Source organism: Klebsiella sp. TF21-TM (genome assembly GCF_019753495.1).
Lineage (GTDB): Bacteria > Pseudomonadota > Gammaproteobacteria > Enterobacterales > Enterobacteriaceae > Klebsiella > Klebsiella quasipneumoniae.
In genome coordinates this window covers 47,130-63,955 of the sequence record NZ_JAIJYL010000028.1, presented here as the reverse complement: position 1 = coordinate 63,955, position 16,826 = coordinate 47,130, and the positions used below count along the sequence as shown (strand labels likewise).

Here is a 16,826-nt window from a genome sequence, read left to right as displayed (position 1 = left end):
TCTCCTCCAGGAACATAATCAGTATGCAGGAAGATCTCTAAATGTGAATGGTCCGCTTTACCGGGATACTTACACTACCTTTGACTACTCATACAGCTAGGAGATAAGAAGGATGACAATAAAAGTACATTATAGTTACGATCTTAATGGTGAAACTAAAAGCAACTCATTTGAGTTAGATAGCGAGTTTCATATTCTTGATATTTACTACGGCATCTCTTCATTAGAAAATATCTCTTGGCTCATTCCTGCGAGAGAAAGGGGTGGAGAAAGAAACAATTTAACTGATGTTGCTTATGCTGCAATTCAAAGAGCAGGAATTACGAATATAAAGTTTGATTGCAGAGTCCTTTAAAGTTCGACTTTAGCCATCAATAAACGTCTTCACACTCGGGCAGTGGTACCCTTTTGGGACTTCTGCGTATGCGATATGTCTTTATACCGCTAGCAAGGTCTTTCTCCTCTTTGGCGTTCCACATTTTATTGCAATTGGTCTTATGCGGGAGGTATACCTCCCGCGATAAAAGAGTTAAGGTAAGTATCTGAGAATTTCGGCAGTCCAGTTTCTACGGTGAATTACTCTGGCATGATGCAAATTTCCATCTAAAATCTCAGCTTTAGTTAATTGCGATAAATGTTGCCAATCATTGTCAAAAATGTAGGTTGCATTGTTACACTGTGAACTTTCTAATACATAGGTATTGTGGTTGGGGAATCCAAAAATCACGTAACCTTGAAAGCCAGCCTTTCCTACAGCGACAAAATCAGGTTGTTTGCTGTTAATGAGTTGAAGTCTACCCTCGACTACAGCAGAATTTCCTTTTCCTCGAGGTTTGATTGCTGACATTATCTGAGGGCCTATTGTACTCCAAGGATATTGCCCTTGAGGAAGGAGGCTCCAGTTCAGCTTTATAGACTGAGTGGTGACAATAGTATTGAGTTCCTCGTCAACCACTTCGCAAAGACCAAATAACTCTAAAAACAAGTTAACGCAATGTGTTACAAGATCCTTTTTTTCATCTGTCAAAGTCAATTTAGGAGATATTACTAACTTTTCCCCGTTTAGATTCTCAACAATTTTCAATTCGACGCCATGAGGTGGAGTGAAAACTCTCTGGTAACGCTGATACTCGATTTCCCTCGTTTCAGTGACTTCTTCAGTTTGGCCCCTGCCAACCCATTTTTTCCATGTCCATGAAACTTGGCGGTAAGCAGTTTCTTTAGGCAAAGTTTTGTCCGGCACTGATTTACCATTCGCATTGAAACGAGTTACAGCTCCAACGATGTGAGGGAGAACTTCTTCACCTAGAGATTGATTTGCAGTAAACCCAATCGATTCTCCCTTCTGCTGGCTAGGTAATGCATGTGCGATAAAAACATCCCTACCATCAAATGTGGTAATGTAGTTATCGATATTTCTAATACGTTTTTTCTGAATAAGCATGGTAATTCCTTTTGCGTAAAAACTTATGGTTTACACAACCAACCAAGCCTGGCACAATCAAGCCGTCAGGAATGATGATGGGGCTAACAATCGTTATGAGTCTGCAAACTCATGGTGGTTATGCTTCAGGACCGGGTTTGTGTAAATGAACCCGGTTTTTTATGCCTGCAATTTAGGCAAGGGTACTACATGTAGTGGCATGATCATGACTACCTACTACATAAGCTATATTTTATTAAGGAATCTTTTGAGTACAAGGGTTGATTTTGACGTTAAATTGAGGTTGCGGAAGGGTAATAACCCGCAAGTCCACGTCGCATAAGGCCTGGAGAAGATTTCAACAAGATTGAAAAAAATATGTAAATTTGATCGAATGCTGATTTCTTCATCGGTTGTACTAATTAAGCGGCTTCATGCCGCGCAATCACCATAAGCGCAGGGGCTGACCTCAGTCCTGTTTGGCAGAGGTATGCAACATATAGTTAACAATTGGCTCGCATTATCTGTGAGGAACTTAGATCACCATCTGATAGGTCTGATTCACTTCGTCTTGTGTGATATCCAAGTAGGTCATAGTAACTGCTGGGCTACTGTGGTTAAGCATCCGAGAGATGACCTCAATAAGCGTTCCTGCTTTCAACAGAGCACGAGCACGGGTTTTTCTGGCTGAGTGGGTGGCAACGCTAATCCCCGTCTCTACAATCCCTTGTGATGCCTCTTTTATGGCTTGAGCTACGAATACCCTTGATACTGGTTTAGGCTCCAGGCCTTTCACTCGATTGGATTTTGACTGGAATACAAAGGCATCTTCTGGATTCTGTTTCCGGCGACGTTTGAGCACCTTTAGCGCCTCAGTGTTCAAAACTAACTCACGCTGCTTGCCTGTTTTCCCCTCTTTGAGTCTTAGGAACTTCCCTTGTACATCATCGTATCTAACCGACAGTAGGTCACTGATTGGTAACGCCAGTTGTAGGTTTAGCTTCTAGGCATCTGCTGCAACCGCGCTACGCTGACGCAATGCCGCCTCGATTTGTTTAGCCTGTTCTGGCGATACCGCCGATGTCTTAGCCATGATTATCATCCTCTAATCTAGATTACATTTTAATATATTTCAGTTTTTTCATCTTAAAACTCACTTTTACCTTTGAGTGCATTGCTCAAATAGCCTCCAGAATCAGTGAAGTGATTTATACTTTTTATTGCCATTTTTAAGTATTTTGTTCCTTTACTCTATATCAAGCCACTCAAAACAGAGGGGCCAGATAATGGATACGCTAGTTTTAGCGCAGCAATAGCGAACAACATCACGGAATATTACAGCCAACTCAAATTCCATCAATGTAATAATGACTTGCCGCCGAATGAATCAGAACGATCGTTCTGGAAAAACTCTAAACTCGTGGCCAAATTTTACTGACCACTACATAAAGACTGTGGGTAGTGATACCGAGACGTGTTGCAACACTGGAAACAAAATGGCCAACTTCGACAACCTGTTTGCCGGTTTTAATCTTAAATTCCTTAGGGTTAGCCTGGAAGAAGCCACAAAATTACCCCTGGTTATTAAGATATGTGAATCATAGCTATGACTATTACGCTATGGACTGCCCCCATGGACTTACAAGTACCTCGATTATCCATGGCTCATAGCCCCGTTAAGAAAGTGGCTCGCCTTAATAATATTTTGCGTCCAGGCCATCCTGTTCAAACCGTTAATCCAGTAATTTCATCTCCAGCGCCCGGCTCATCGCTTGAGTGCGGCTATTCACTTTAAGCTTCGCGTAGATGTTTTTGATGTGCCATTTGACCGTCTCGGCAGAAATAGCGAGGGAGCGGGCGATTTCTTTGTTCATCTGACCTTCAGCGATCAGCTGTAATATCTGAAACTCTCGCTCGCTGAGTTCCCCATGAATATCGGGGCTTCCACTATTAAACGGTGTTCTGTCTGCAGGCGCGCGCTTGTCTGCCCAGGGACCTTGCACTCCCCCTTTCTCTGTACAAGCCGAAGAGAAATCATTCATACCGATAAGCAAAGGTTGCAATGTATCGCCAGCGTCAAGAAAGAGGCCCTTGAGATGCTGTTGTTCAGCCAGCTGCAGCACAGGCTGAAATGTCATGCGCGCAGCGGCAGTTTTGCCGCTGTTCCACAAGGCTAATGACCAGAGCGTACGCAGACGCGCTGCGGTTAACCTGTCCCCCCGGCTTTCCTGATCGGAGACCATCTCAGCCAGTAAAATGCAGGCTTGCGGCGCCTGGCCGCTGGCGAGAAGAAGCCGGCTGCGGCTAAGGGATGCAGACATAACAATGGCGCGTTGGCAGGGATGTTCGGCATCCATTCTGAAGCTGGCGGCCATTTGTTCAAGCTGCCGTTGCAGTTGCTCTGCGCCGGTGAAATTGCCGCGCTGCAGTCGCACCCTCACCTGCTCGGCTAACAACATGGCCTGGAGCCGTTGCCAGCCGCGAGACACCGCAAGGCGCTGCGCATGCTCCAGCAATCGCTCGGCCTCATAGGGCATATCGCTATCTAAGGCCTGACGCGCGAGATAGGTATAGCAACGACTCAGCGCGTCGGGTGGACTGAACCGGTCGATGAATTCGAGCCGGTCGGCTAACAGATGCTCGGGCGAGTCACCCCTCTGACATTCATAGGCTATCTCCGCCAGCAGCGGCGCCAGCGTCGCGCCACTGGTCGACTGGGTGCCGGTATAGCATTCAGCCTGGCGCAACGTTTTCTCTGCGTACCACCCGGCTTTTCCCAGATCGCCCTGACAAAGATGGCACTGGGCAATGATAAACGCGCGATAAACCGAGACAAACAGATTATCTAAAGGACTTTCCGGAGAGGGCATATGCTGTTGAACCTCCAGCGCGTCGTGATAGCGCTGGTTAACAACATGGCAATAGCTGAGAATATTGCATATCAGACCATCTACCCAGGTGTCGCCGCAGGGCACTTCGGCCAGCAACGGCTGAACAATAGCCAGACTCTCCGGGATGTTTTCAGCAAAGGCTTCGCAAATTGCCCGCACAACGCGCAATTTACACCAGGTGCTGCGGGTTAAATCATCACGGTGATGAAGCACCATCTGATCGAGGTTATCAAGCAGCTGCCTCGACTCATCAAAGTGGAAATAATGCGCCAGTGCCCAGGCCAGATTAATTTGCAGGTCAATGCGCGCAGGATCGGTGCTGGGCGGTAAATGATGCATCCATGAGATCAGGGTATCGATATCCCCTTCTTCCGCCAGTGACTGAGCGCTTGCGCCGTCCTGCCCGGGGCTATGCACCGGCTTGCCTGCGCTGAGCGCATGGCGTACCGCCTCAGACCACAGCTTCTGTTCGACGAACCAATGACTGGCTAATTCATGTAGCTGTTTGCGGTTAATAGCGTTGTTCTGCTGCAGCATGGTCCGAAGATTTTCCTGCAACAGAGGATGGTAGCGGAACCAGTAGCCTTGTTCGTCAAGGGCTGACAAAAAAAGGTTGTGTCGCTCAATCCATGCCAGCATTGCTTGGCTGTCATCTCGTCCTGTCACTGCATTGCATAGTTCGGCATTTAACCGACTGAGGAAGGACGTTTTCACCAGGAAATCAAGCACCTCTTCCGGCAGCGGGTCCAGGACCACCTCTTTAAGATAGCGGGCAATGGACCGTGTTCCTCCATGCATATTGCGCAACAGATGCTCGGGATCATGCTGTAATTCTGCGGACAAAGAAGCGATCTTCATCCCTGCGATCCAGCCCTCTGTCGCGGACTGTAGCCGCTGTGCATGGTGGTTGCTGAGGGGTAGCGCAACCGTGCGGCTAAAATAGTGTTTCGTTTCTTCGAGCGTGAATTGCAGGTCTCGATCATAGATTTCCACCAGTTGGTCCTGGGCCTGCAGCTGGCTCAGCGCAAGATTGGGGTGGAAACGGCTGCCAATGATCAGATGCAAGGCGGCAGGCGCATGCTTGAGTAAATACCCCAGCGCTTCATAGACCCCACGATCGTTAATCACGTGAAAGTCGTCGATAATCAGGTATATGTCATGCGGGCAGTAGTGTAGCTGGTTAATGAGCCCGGCCAGCAGCTGCTCGGAGCTGGGGAGCTTTTGTTCTTCCATATCACGCCAGAAATCGGCGTCCCAGTCAGCATAGAGTGGACGCAATGCTTGTAGCAGGTAAGGAATAAACTGCCATACGTCATCATCATCCTCATCGAGGCTCAGCCAGGCGATACGTTCCCCCCGGGCGACCATCTGCTGATGCCATTGCGCCAACAGCGTGGTTTTGCCAAATCCAGCGCCGGCGCAAACGACGCCCAGCCGGCACTGCTGAACGGGATTGAGAAGCTGAAGAAGCCGGGGGCGCTCCAGCAATTGTATCGAGGAGCGAGGCGGGACGAATTTGGTCAGGATTAGCGGCAAGCCTCGCGTCAGCCGCAATGGCCCGGAGACCAGTGATGGTGATTGGCGACTTTCAAAATCCGATGGCTTCATCCGTGGTTATCTACTCGCTTTGTTTTTTTTCAATTGTACGCCAGCCCCCGGGATGACATGGGGCCGCCAAACTTTATAGCTACACAAAATTTAGAAAGTTTGACCTCAAGCATGAAAACCCCCACCTACCCCCCCATGAAGGTGGCTTCGCACTCCCTTTAACCGCTCGTAGATTCATTGCATGGGTGTGGCCAGGGTTATCCGCCCTGTCTGTTGGCCCCGCCTGGGTGACCTTTATTGAGGAGAATTAAATCATGCTCAGCAAACAGGCGTTATTGCAGGCTTACCGCAAGATGCGGGAGATCAGGACCTTTGAAGAGCGGTTGCATCAGGAAAATACCAGCGGTGATATTCCCGGCTTCATTCACCTTTACACCGGTGAGGAGGCCATCGCGGTGGGGGTCTGCGAAAATTTAACGAGCGCAGATTTTATTGGTTCAACACACCGTGGACATGGCCACTGTATTGCTAAAGGGTGCGACATTCACGGCATGATGGCCGAAATATTCGGTAAGGACAGCGGGTTATGTCGCGGTAAGGGTGGGTCGATGCACATTGCCGATCTGTCGAAAGGAATGCTGGGAGCGAACGCTATCGTTGGGGGAGCCCCTCCCCTGGCCATCGGCGCCGCGCTAACGGCAAAGACGCTAAAAACCGGCAACGTCGGTGTCTCTTTTACGGGCGATGGGGGTTCTAATCAGGGCCTGGTCTTTGAAGCCATCAATATGGCCGTCGTGCTCCAGCTTCCGGCCGTCTTTATTTTCGAAAACAACGGTTACGGCGAAGGGACCGGTCATGACTACGCCGTGGGTGGGCGTGATATCGCCCGACGCGCCGCTGGCTTCGGCCTGCCGGCAGTGACCGTTGACGGCACCGATTTCTTTGCCGTTTATGAGGCAACTTCAGAGGCGGTCAAACGTGCGCGAGAAGGCGGTGGCCCAAGCGTCATTGAGGCCAAAGCCTTCCGCTGGCACGGTCATTTTGAGGGGGATCCCGCGCTATACCGCGCGGAAGGTGAAGTGCAACGCCTGCGTGAACAACATGATCCGCTGAAGATTTTCACCGCTAAGGTCAAACAGCATATCACCCAGGAAGAACTGGCGGCGATTGACGAGGAAGTAGAAGCCCTTGTCAACGATGCGGTATTGAAGGCCCGCGCCGCTGCCTATCCGGCTCCGGAAGACCTGCTGACAGACGTTTATGTCTCATACTGAGGGTGATAACTATGGCGATTAAAACCTATCGTGAAGCGGTCAAGGAAGCCCTGGCTCAGGAAATGGAACGCGATGAACGCGTGGTGCTCATCGGTGAAGATTTGCGTGGCGGTCATGGCGGAAATGCGCCCGAAGAGGCGAAGATAGAAGCTTTTGGCGGTGTGCTCGGCGTCACTAAAGGGCTGTGGACGCAGTTCGGCTCCGATCGGGTGATCGACACGCCCATTACCGAGTCGGCCATCATCGGAATGGCGGCCGGCGCCGCAGCGACGGGTCTGCGGCCGGTCGCGGAATTGATGTTCATGGATTTTTTTGGCGTGAGTCACGATGCGCTGTACAACCAGGCGGCTAAGTTCCGCTACATGTTTGGTGGCAAAGCCAGAGCCCCGCTGGTGATGCGAGGGATGATCGGCGCGGGGTTTTCCGCCGCGGCCCAGCATTCACAGTCACCCTATAATATCTTTGCCACCACGCCAGGGCTGAAGGTGGTGGTGCCCTCGACGCCTTATGACGTCAAAGGTCTGTTAATCCAGTCAATTCGCGACGACGACCCGGTGGTTTTCTGCGAGCATAAAATGCTGTACGACCTCAAAGGCGAGGTACCGGACGAGAGCTATACCCTCCCGCTAGGTGTAGCCAACTATACCCGCGAAGGAGAAGACGTCACCATCATTGCGTTGTCGGCAATGGTGCATAAAGCCAATCAGGTGGCGGACAAACTGGCCAGAGAGGGGATCTCGGTCGAGGTGGTCGACCCGCGGACCATTTCGCCGCTGGATGAGGAGGGGATTCTGGAATCGGTGGCGTCCACGGGGCGGGTAGTGATTGTCGACGAATCCGCGGCACGCTTCGGTTTTGCTCATGATGTCGCGGCGCTGATCGCGTCCCAGGCATTCCATTTCCTCAAAGCGCCCGTTCTGCTGGTGACGCCGCCACACACGCCGGTCCCGTTCTCCCCTGCTCTCGAAAAACTCTGGATCCCTGGCGTAGAACGTATCGAAGCCGCCGTCCGTCAAGTGCTGGAGGATTAACCTATGAGCGAAATCAAGACGCTTGAAATGCCAAAGTGGGGGCTTTCCATGGAAGAAGGCTTGCTCGCTCGGTGGGCAATCCAGGAGGGTGACAGCTTCACCCCAGGGCAGGAAATCTGTGAGATTGAAACCAGTAAAATCGTCAATGTGCTGGAGGCCCCCTTTGCCGGTACGTTACGTCGGATACTCGCCCGAGAGGGTGAGACGCTTCAGGTAGGCGCCGTGCTGGCCCTGGCGGCTGACGCTTCGGTCAGCGATGCTGAACTGGACGAATTCGCTGCCACTCTGGCTACGGCGAAATCCGCAGCCCCTGGCACGGAGGCTGCCGCGCCGGACGTAGCGGCACAGGCAGGCGCTAAGCCACCTTCCGTTGTTTCGCCGCCATCCAACAGCCCCGAGCCCCCCGTTGGGCAAACCGACATCCCCGTCAGTCTGCAAGGCGTGACCGATGTGACTCAGGTTAATGCCACGCCCCATGCGTTACGACTCTCTGCCCGCTGGGGTGTCGACCTGAAAAAAGTCCGCGGCAGCGGGCGCGGGGATCGTATCTCTGTTTCAGATCTGGAAAGCGCGATCCTTGCCGCCGGCGGTCGCCTGGCCTCCCCGACGCCTCCCGTTCGTCGCAGCAAAGCGCCCCGCTCGCATGCCGATGACAGCCAGGTATCGGCCACCCCGCTGGCGCGCCGTCTGGCCGGTAAACTGGGTATCAACTTGCATGACTGCCGAAGCAGCGGTTCACGCGGCCGGGTGAGTCGCGATGATGTGCTGGCCGCGGCGTTGTTACTCGACGAGCACCCGCAGACCAGCCCGGTACAGGAGAGTACCCCGGTACCCTATGAAAGCATCCCCATGTCCGGTATGCGCCGGGCTATCGCCTCTCGCCTGCAAACGTCCAAGCAACAGTCTCCCCATTTCCGTTTGAGCGTCGATCTCGATCTGGAACGACTGTTAGCGCTACGTCAGGAAATTAACCGCGAAGTACCCGGCGTCAAGATTTCGGTTAATGACCTGCTGGTGAAGGCCTGCGCCCTGGCGCTGGTGGCCGTGCCTGACGTCAACATTCAGTTTGATGAAGCGACACAAAGTATCCGCCGCTTTGCGGATGCCGACATTTCAGTGGCCGTTGCGCTGCCTGCCGGGCTAATTACCCCTATTGTTCGCTCGGCGAACCGGAAATCAATTAGCGACATATCGAACGAAATTCACTCGCTGGTGACCAGGGCCAAAGCGGGCACGCTGAAGCCGGAAGAGTTCCAGGGGGGGACCTTTAGCGTGTCAAATCTGGGGATGCTTGGCGTCCGGCAGTTTGACGCCATCATCAATCCACCGCAAAGCGCAATCCTCGCCATTGGCGCCGGCGAAATGCGGGCGGTAGTACGCGACGGGCAAATCGTCGCGCGCCAGCAAATGACGGTATCGCTATCCTGCGATCACCGGGTTATCGATGGCGCGGCAGGTGCGGCTTTTCTCCGGGAACTCAGGCGACTGACGGAAACCCCAACCTTGATGTTTATCCAGGAGACGAGCTATGCACGATAAATACGATGTGCTGATCATCGGCGGTGGTCCTGGGGGATATGTGGCCGCCATCCGTGCCGGCCAGCTAGGGCTTCGTACCGCATTAGTGGAGAAACAACATCTGGGCGGCATCTGCCTGAACTGGGGATGCATTCCAACCAAGGCGCTGTTGCATGGCGCTGAGGTCGCGCACAGTATCACCCATGCCAGTCAGCTGGGCATCAGCGTGGGTGAGGTGAACATCGATCTGCAGAAACTGGTGCAGTTTAGCCGTACCGTATCGCAACAGCTCACCGGCGGGGTGGCGTACCTGTTGAAGAAAAATGGCGTGCAGGTGATTGATGGCACCGCGCGGCTGCGCGGCAAGGGGCAAATAACGGTCGAGGATGCCCGGGGGGAGATGCGCGATTACCGGGCCGATCACGTGATCCTGGCCACGGGCGCCCGACCACGCGCATTACCAGGCATCGCGCCAGATGGCGAATATATCTGGACCTATTTCGAGGCGCTGCGGCCGAAGCTATTGCCCAGGTCGCTATTAATCATCGGTTCAGGGGCGATTGGCGTCGAGTTCGCCAGCCTTTATAACGATCTGGGCTGTAAAGTGACGCTGGTCGAGCTGGCGTCGCAGATTTTGCCAGTGGAAGATGCCGAGGTGTCTGCAGCAGTGCGTAAGTCATTCGAAAAACGCGGTATTCAGGTCCATACCCAGACCCTGGTGACGCAAGTACAGCTCACCGGGACCGGGGTGCGCTGCACCATGAAAAACACCGGCGCCGAATATTCTCAGGACGTCGAACGTGTGCTGCTGGCGGTCGGCGTACAGCCGAATATTGAAGATCTGGGGCTGGAAACGCTGGGCGTCGAGTTAGACCGCGGTTTTATCAAGACGGACGCGGCTTGTCGCACTAACGTATTCGGGCTGTATGCCATCGGCGATGTAGCCGGCCCGCCGTGCCTGGCGCACAAGGCCAGCCACGAAGGCGTGATCTGCGTTGAGACACTGGCTGGTGTCGAAGGCGCCCGCCCGCTTGATCGCGACTATGTGCCCGGTTGCACGTATGCCCGGCCCCAGGTTGCCAGTCTGGGCCTGACGGAATCGACGGCCCTGGCCAGGGGACGGCCCGTCAGGATCGGTAAGTTCTCCTGGCAGAATAATGGTAAGGCGCTGGCCAGCGGCGAGACAGAGGGTTTTGTGAAGACGATTTTCGATGCTGAAACCGGCGAGTTGCTGGGCGCGCATATGGTTGGCGCACAGGTCACGGAACTGATCCAGGGGTTTGGCATCGCCCGTCACCTGGAGGCCACAGATGAAAGTCTCCTGTCGATGATCTTTGCGCATCCAACACTTTCCGAAGCGATGCATGAATCCATCCTCGCGGCCTGCGATCAACCATTGCATCAATAAGAAATAAGGGAGGCGATAGCTGCGCGATACGGAGTAAGTTGTCCGTTATCCCTCCCGCACGCCCCGGCAGAAGATCCACCAGAACGGTTACGGCAGGATCTATTGATCTGAAACGCTAAACGCCAGGCGCAAATTCTGTATGTTTAGTAGACAACTCAACGACAGGAGGAGCGCTCTATGACACAGCACGAACGGTTTTGCCAGGCCTGCGGAATGCCGATGTCCGCACCCGATGCGCAAGGGGCCAGCGATAAATATTGCGCGTATTGCAGCGACAGCGACGGTAATCTGAAATCCTGGGAAGAGGCCGTATCCGGTCTGGCGGCTTTTCTCGACTCCTGGCAAAAGGTGGGCGTAGCGGAATCACGGAAACGGGCAAAACGTTACCTGACGGCGATGCCTGCCTGGGCGCACAAAGCGGACGAGTAATTTGCCCGGGCGGCGGGAAGAAATCATTCCGGGGGACAGACCGCCATGCCGACAACGATGCTATAACGTTTTTGTACGCCATCCGGACGGGAATAAATGCGCGTTTGTGGATGACGACCTGCAAGCAGGAGCATGTATGGATGCGTTCTTCATGCGGATGAAATAAACGCCTGGCGTTCTCCCCCTTGTCAGGATGCGTTATTGCCTGGTTTTTTAAGGGTTCGGTTTCTGTATTTAACCCGGCACTTTTCACGTTATACAACATATTGATGTGATGAATCTCTCATTTCAACGACACCAACTGGACAGTAAGTTATCGCGTGTGTTAGTTATTTAATCACGCAAGAGAACAGATTTAATTTAAACAAAAGTTAAACCTTTCTCACTTTGCTAAAAAATTGCATTGATAATGCTTTGGATTCCTGAACCATTATCAAAAGGGTATGTGAACAGAAAGCCCTCAGAGACGCGAGTCTCTGAGGGCTTTTTTTTTGTTTTTTATCTCAGGAGTAAATAAATGTCTAAAGAACGTCGTCTCTCAAGAATATTCGCAAAAGATGGTAAATCCGTGACCTTAGCGCTGGATGGCTACTATTTTTCCACGAAAACAAATGGTATTGATAATACGATAAATCAGCTCCCTGCTCTGGTGGAACACGGCCTGGATTGCGCGCTCGTCACGTACGGCATGTTGAAGAATTATCGTGAAGCGCTGAACAGCGTTCCCGTTGTGTTACGCGTCGACAGCACGGTCAGTATCTTTGACAATACCGTTCCCGATACTACCCCCGTTTTTTCCGTCGAAGATGCGCTTAAAGTCGCTGCCGAGGGAGTGGTCTGCATGACCTTCCCCGGCGCCTTCAATGAAGAAAAAACCCACATTATGGCGATGCAGCTCGCGCAGGCAGCGGATCGCTGGAACGTACCGCTGATTGTCGAATCGCTCCCGTATGGTTATCCCGTCACCAGCGATGACTCTAACAATCCGGCGATCATCGCTGCATCGGCCCGCGCAGCGGTGGAGCTGGGCGCGGACGTCATCAAAACGCGTTTTACCGGTTCACCAGAGGACCGACTGATCGTTGAAGCTGCTGGCGTGCCGGTGCTTGCCTTAGGGGGGCCAAAAACCGGCATCGATGGTTACTTCAAATTTGTTCAGCACTGTATGCAGATGGGTGCGAAAGGCGTGGCTGTAGGACGAAACATTACCCAGGATCCGCAGCCGGCGAAAGTGGTAGCAGGTCTGAATGCCATCATCCATGAAAACGCAACAGCGGAAGATGCATACAGCCTCTACATGGCTAAATAACATCGGAAATTAATATGATTTTAAATAACACCATCATCCCTTCCATCAGGAAGTATAAATACTTTGAGAAAGCATTAACCTGCCAGTCAGAATATGTGCTGCTATCCGAAGCGAATATCGGCAATCTGCAGTCGCTGATTGGCAAATGCCATCAAAGCGGTAAGAAGGTCCTCGTTCACCTTGAATTACTGGGTGGTTTTAAACCGGATCAGGCGGGGATCAATCTACTGAAAAATTATTACAAGGTTGATGGTGTTATTTCTTCCAATCTCTCCGCGCTACGCTACGCCAAAAAAGAGGGATTGCTGACCGTATATCGGGTTTTACTTATCGATTCGCGATCGCTTGATCAGTCGCTCGATATTGTTAAACACAGCCCACCGGACGCAATTGAAATCTTACCTGCTGAATATGCCTGCCAGTGTCTGGAGTTGATTAGCCGAAATTTGAAAGGCTTTGATGTGGTATTCATCGCCGGAGGCTTTGTTAAGCGCAAATACCTTGTAGATAAAATATTCCATGCCGGATTTAAAGGGATAACCACCAGCGAGCCCGGCTTATGGTAACCAATAAGGAGTCCACGCGAATGAAAGATGAATACGTCATGGGCATCGACAATGGTGGAACCGTCACCAAGGCAGCCATCTATGACCGTAAAGGACAGGTGCTCGCGATCGCCTCAAAATCCACGCAGATGCTGACACCCCGGGAATTCCACACAGAGCGCAGTATCGATGAGCTGTGGGCCGCTAATGTCGAAGTGATTAAAAAAGCGATTGAGCAATCAGGTATTGATGCCAGCCAGATAAAAGGAGTGGCCGTCACCGGTCATGGTAACGGTCTGTATCTGGTTGACGAAGAAGGTCACCCGGTGCGTAACGGCATTATATCCACCGACAGCCGGGCAAAAGAGTACGTTGAGAGATGGCAACGCTCGCCAGAATTCCTTACCGACATTTTGCCAAAAACAATGCAGTCCATCTGGGCCGGACAACCTGTCGCCTTGCTGGCATGGCTGAAGGACTTCGAGCCCGAGATGCTGCAAAAAGCGCGTTATATTTTTATGGTCAAGGACCTGATCCGTTTTTACCTGACCGGAGAGGCTTTTCTTGAGCTGACCGATATCTCAGGCACCAACCTGATCAACGTACGTGACTGCAAGTATGACGATGAACTACTGGCATGGTGGGGACTTGATGAACTGCGGGACAAATTGCCCCCCATCAAACGCTCAACGGAATGCTGCGGAAAAATCACTGACGACGTGGCCCGTCTGACCGGTTTATGCGCAGGTACGCCGGTTTCTGGCGGGGTGTTTGATATCTCGGCCTCTTCCATTGCCTCGGGGATCAACAGTCTCGATAAGATGGCGATCGTCACCGGCACCTGGAGCATAAACGAATACGTTACCGACCACCCGGTTATTGATAAAGACCTGTTTATGACCTCCATTTATCCCATTGAGGGTAAATGGCTCATCACCGAGGCCAGCCCCACCTCCGCGAGCAACCTGGAGTGGTTTATTAACAACTTTATGGAGAGCGATCGGAAAACCTCCGCCGAACAAGGATCGTCGGTCTATGACCTGTGCAATAAGCTGGTTTCGTCAACGACGCCGGATGAAAGCCACCTGCTGTTCTTTCCGTTCGTGTTTGGCTCTAACACCATTCCCGACGCCTCGGCCGGCTTTATCGGTGTAAACAGCTTTCATAAAAAAGCCCATTTTCTGCGGGCGATTTATGAGGGAGTGGCCTTTAGCCATCTCTACCACACCGAGCGCTTGCGCAATATTAACCCGAAGTTAAGCCGCACAATTCGTATTGCTGGCGGTGTCACGAACTCCCCGGTCTGGCTACAGATATTCGCCGATATCTTCCAGGCCACGCTGGAAATCGTTGACGTCAAAGAGCACGGGACCCTGGGTACCGCGATGACCGCAGCCGTCATGGTGGGCTGGTTTGCAGAGGTATTTGCTGCCTCAAACGAAATGGTCCATGTCTCACGCACCGTCTCCCCTAATCCGGAAAATCACCGGGTCTACCAGACCAAATACCAGCTTTATAAAAACCTGTTATCAGAAATGCAGTCGCCGTGGAAAAGCTGCAGCAACTACATCGCGCACTAAGTGAGGAAAAAATGGATCTGAATTTAACGAATCGTACGGCCATCGTGACAGGCGGCGCAACCGGCCTGGGGAAAGAGTTTGTTCTTTCTCTCGCCAAAGAAGGCGTCAATATCTGCTTTACCTATATGCGGGAAGAAGAGCATCCCGAACGGCTGATCGAAACGGTGAAGGCCAGCGCGAACGTAGAGATCATCGCGGTTAAAACCGATCTCTCTGACGAACAGAGCCGGGAAAATCTGTTTGCCACCTGTATCGACAGACTGGGCAAAGCCGACATTCTGGTGAATAACGCCGGGATCTGGCTGAGCGGCTACGTCACCGAGATCAGCCCGCAGGACTGGGATCTGGTGATGAATGTCAATCTGAAAGCCATCTTCCATCTCAGCCAGCTATTTGTAAATCACTGCCTGCAGCATGACCGGATGGGCAGCATTCTGAATATTACCTCGCAGGCCGCGTTCCACGGCTCCACGACGGGACATGCGCACTACGCGGCAAGTAAGGCCGGTCTGGTCGCCTTTGCTATCTCTCTGGCGCGGGAAGTCGCCAAACAAAAAATCAATGTGAACAATATCGCCGTCGGGATCATGGATACTGCGATGATCCGTAAGAACATTGAGCAAAACCCTGACTATTACGTCAGTCGTATTCCGGTGGGCCGCGTGGCCCAGCCTCAGGAAATTGCCGACATCGGTGTCTTCATGGTTTCTCCTAAAACCAGCTATATGACGGGAGCAACTCTGGACGTTACCGGCGGTATGTTGATGCGTTAATCGAGGGAGAATCATTATGAAATGTCTGGCAATTGCCGATCTGTTTATCAATGCAGCAATGATGGAATCAGGACTGAAAGCGCTCAGGGATAACGGGATTGAAGTCGAAGTACGCGAGTGGTCACATGACTCCATTGAGAAACTTCAGGAAGATAATCTGCGGGTTGAACAGGAAGGCGCGGAAGCCGTGGCCTTACCGGAAGATCTGCTTCAGGGAGCGGGTGATATTGACATCCTGATCACTCAGTTTGCCCCCGTCAATACTGCGGTGTTCGATAAACTACCCACACTGAAATATGTAGGCGTACTCCGCGGTGGCGTGGAAAACGTGAATCTTGAGGTGGCGAACGCCCGGGGCGTTGAGGTGATGAACACCCCGGGGCGTAACGCTCGCAGCGTCGCTGAATTCACGGTCGGCATGATCCTGGCGGAAATGCGCAATATCGCCCGGTCACACGATGCCCTGCGTGATAAATACTGGCGTAAAGACAGCCCGAACCATCAGGCGATCCCGGAGCTTGGCGGAAAAGTCGTGGGGCTGGTTGGCCTCGGCCATATTGCCCAACTGGTCGCGGGATTTCTCAGCGGCTTTGGCACGGAGATTATCTTTTACGATAAGTACGTTGCAGGCCATGAACGTTATGAGAAAGTCGATTCACTGGACGAACTGGTACAACGCGCCGAGGTTATCTCGTTACATGCTCGCCTGACGCCGGAAACCGAAAATCTGATTAACGCACACCATTTCGCGCTGATGAAGCGCAGTGCCATCATTGTTAACACGGCACGCTCCGGGTTAATCAATGAAAAAGAGATGATTGATGCGCTCAGATCCGGGCAAATTATGGGCGCCGCGCTTGATACCTTTGATGACGAACCGCTTCCTGACGACAGTGCATTCTATACACTGAATAACGTGACCATTACGCCGCATATTGCCGGGAGTACCATTGACGCATTCAGTAATTCGCCCAAACGCTTCGCTGAGATCCTTTTAAAGAAACTCAGTTAAATACTAAAAGAACCATTAAAGGTATTAACAGGGCCCAATGGGCACGGGTTAACTCGTGCCCAATTCGCCCGCCTTTTAAGGAATC

Annotated in this window: 14 protein-coding genes and 1 pseudogene; 12 read left to right on the top strand and 3 right to left on the bottom strand. The window is 52.2% G+C overall.

Annotated elements, in window-relative coordinates; genetic code table 11:
* The first annotated feature begins 112 nt into the window (after window positions 1-112).
* Entirely contained in the window at window positions 113-355 is a 243-nt protein-coding gene (locus K5R89_RS22025) for a hypothetical protein (protein WP_142293024.1), read from the top strand.
* Between the two features lie 174 nt (window positions 356-529).
* On the opposite strand, the gene K5R89_RS22020 is transcribed toward K5R89_RS22025, so the two are convergent.
* The gene (locus K5R89_RS22020; protein WP_087827254.1) at window positions 530-1,444 is read right to left on the bottom strand and encodes a hypothetical protein; all 915 of its coding nucleotides are present in this window, start codon (window positions 1,442-1,444) and stop codon (window positions 530-532) included.
* Window positions 1,445-1,958: 514 nt separating this feature from the next.
* Complete coding sequence (locus tag K5R89_RS22015; protein ID WP_313771224.1) at window positions 1,959-2,399, bottom strand: tyrosine-type recombinase/integrase; 441 nt, start codon at window positions 2,397-2,399, stop codon at window positions 1,959-1,961.
* Between the two features lie 336 nt (window positions 2,400-2,735).
* On the opposite strand from K5R89_RS22015, the pseudogene K5R89_RS27570 reads away from it, so the two are divergent.
* Window positions 2,736-2,861: pseudogene (locus K5R89_RS27570) on the top strand (IS3 family transposase); the annotation flags it as partial.
* A 295-nt stretch (window positions 2,862-3,156) separates the two neighbouring features.
* On the opposite strand, the gene K5R89_RS22010 reads toward K5R89_RS27570, so the two are convergent.
* Window positions 3,157-5,922, bottom strand: coding sequence for a LuxR C-terminal-related transcriptional regulator (locus K5R89_RS22010; RefSeq protein WP_309248072.1), 2,766 nt, complete (start codon window positions 5,920-5,922; stop codon window positions 3,157-3,159).
* A 254-nt stretch (window positions 5,923-6,176) separates the two neighbouring features.
* Here K5R89_RS22010 and K5R89_RS22005 point away from each other — a divergent pair, with 254 nt between their 5' ends.
* From K5R89_RS22005 to K5R89_RS21960, 10 genes are all read left to right on the top strand, one after another.
* A complete protein-coding gene (locus K5R89_RS22005; RefSeq protein WP_002889884.1) occupies window positions 6,177-7,136 on the top strand; it encodes a thiamine pyrophosphate-dependent dehydrogenase E1 component subunit alpha in 960 nt (319 codons plus the stop codon).
* Window positions 7,137-7,147: 11 nt separating this feature from the next.
* On the top strand, window positions 7,148-8,167 hold the full coding sequence (locus K5R89_RS22000) for an alpha-ketoacid dehydrogenase subunit beta (protein WP_023288531.1): 1,020 nt from the start codon (window positions 7,148-7,150) through the stop codon (window positions 8,165-8,167).
* A gap of 3 nt (window positions 8,168-8,170) precedes the next feature.
* Window positions 8,171-9,706, top strand: coding sequence for a 2-oxo acid dehydrogenase subunit E2 (locus K5R89_RS21995; protein WP_087827257.1), 1,536 nt, complete (start codon window positions 8,171-8,173; stop codon window positions 9,704-9,706).
* Complete coding sequence (gene lpdA, locus K5R89_RS21990; protein ID WP_087827258.1) at window positions 9,696-11,093, top strand: dihydrolipoyl dehydrogenase; 1,398 nt, start codon at window positions 9,696-9,698, stop codon at window positions 11,091-11,093. The genes K5R89_RS21995 and lpdA overlap by 11 nt, the downstream gene beginning before the upstream one ends.
* A 177-nt stretch (window positions 11,094-11,270) precedes the next feature.
* Window positions 11,271-11,522: a zinc ribbon domain-containing protein gene (locus K5R89_RS21985; RefSeq protein WP_023288528.1), complete on the top strand. Its 252-nt coding sequence runs from the start codon at window positions 11,271-11,273 to the stop codon at window positions 11,520-11,522.
* A gap of 517 nt (window positions 11,523-12,039) precedes the next feature.
* Window positions 12,040-12,831 (top strand): class I fructose-bisphosphate aldolase, encoded by a 792-nt coding sequence (locus tag K5R89_RS21980; RefSeq protein ID WP_002889868.1) that lies wholly within the window; start codon window positions 12,040-12,042, stop codon window positions 12,829-12,831.
* A 14-nt stretch (window positions 12,832-12,845) separates the two neighbouring features.
* Window positions 12,846-13,397, top strand: a complete 552-nt coding sequence (locus tag K5R89_RS21975; protein ID WP_023288526.1) for a glycerol-3-phosphate responsive antiterminator — start codon at window positions 12,846-12,848, stop codon at window positions 13,395-13,397.
* Window positions 13,398-13,417: 20 nt separating this feature from the next.
* Window positions 13,418-14,956 carry an FGGY-family carbohydrate kinase gene (locus K5R89_RS21970; RefSeq protein WP_087827259.1) on the top strand — a complete coding sequence of 513 codons (1,539 nt, stop codon included), beginning with the start codon at window positions 13,418-13,420 and terminating at the stop codon, window positions 14,954-14,956.
* Window positions 14,957-14,967: 11 nt separating this feature from the next.
* A complete protein-coding gene (locus K5R89_RS21965; protein ID WP_023288524.1) occupies window positions 14,968-15,729 on the top strand; it encodes an SDR family NAD(P)-dependent oxidoreductase in 762 nt (253 codons plus the stop codon).
* 16 nt (window positions 15,730-15,745) lie between these two features.
* A complete protein-coding gene (locus K5R89_RS21960; RefSeq protein ID WP_087827260.1) occupies window positions 15,746-16,741 on the top strand; it encodes a 2-hydroxyacid dehydrogenase in 996 nt (331 codons plus the stop codon).
* Window positions 16,742-16,826 lie beyond the last annotated feature (85 nt).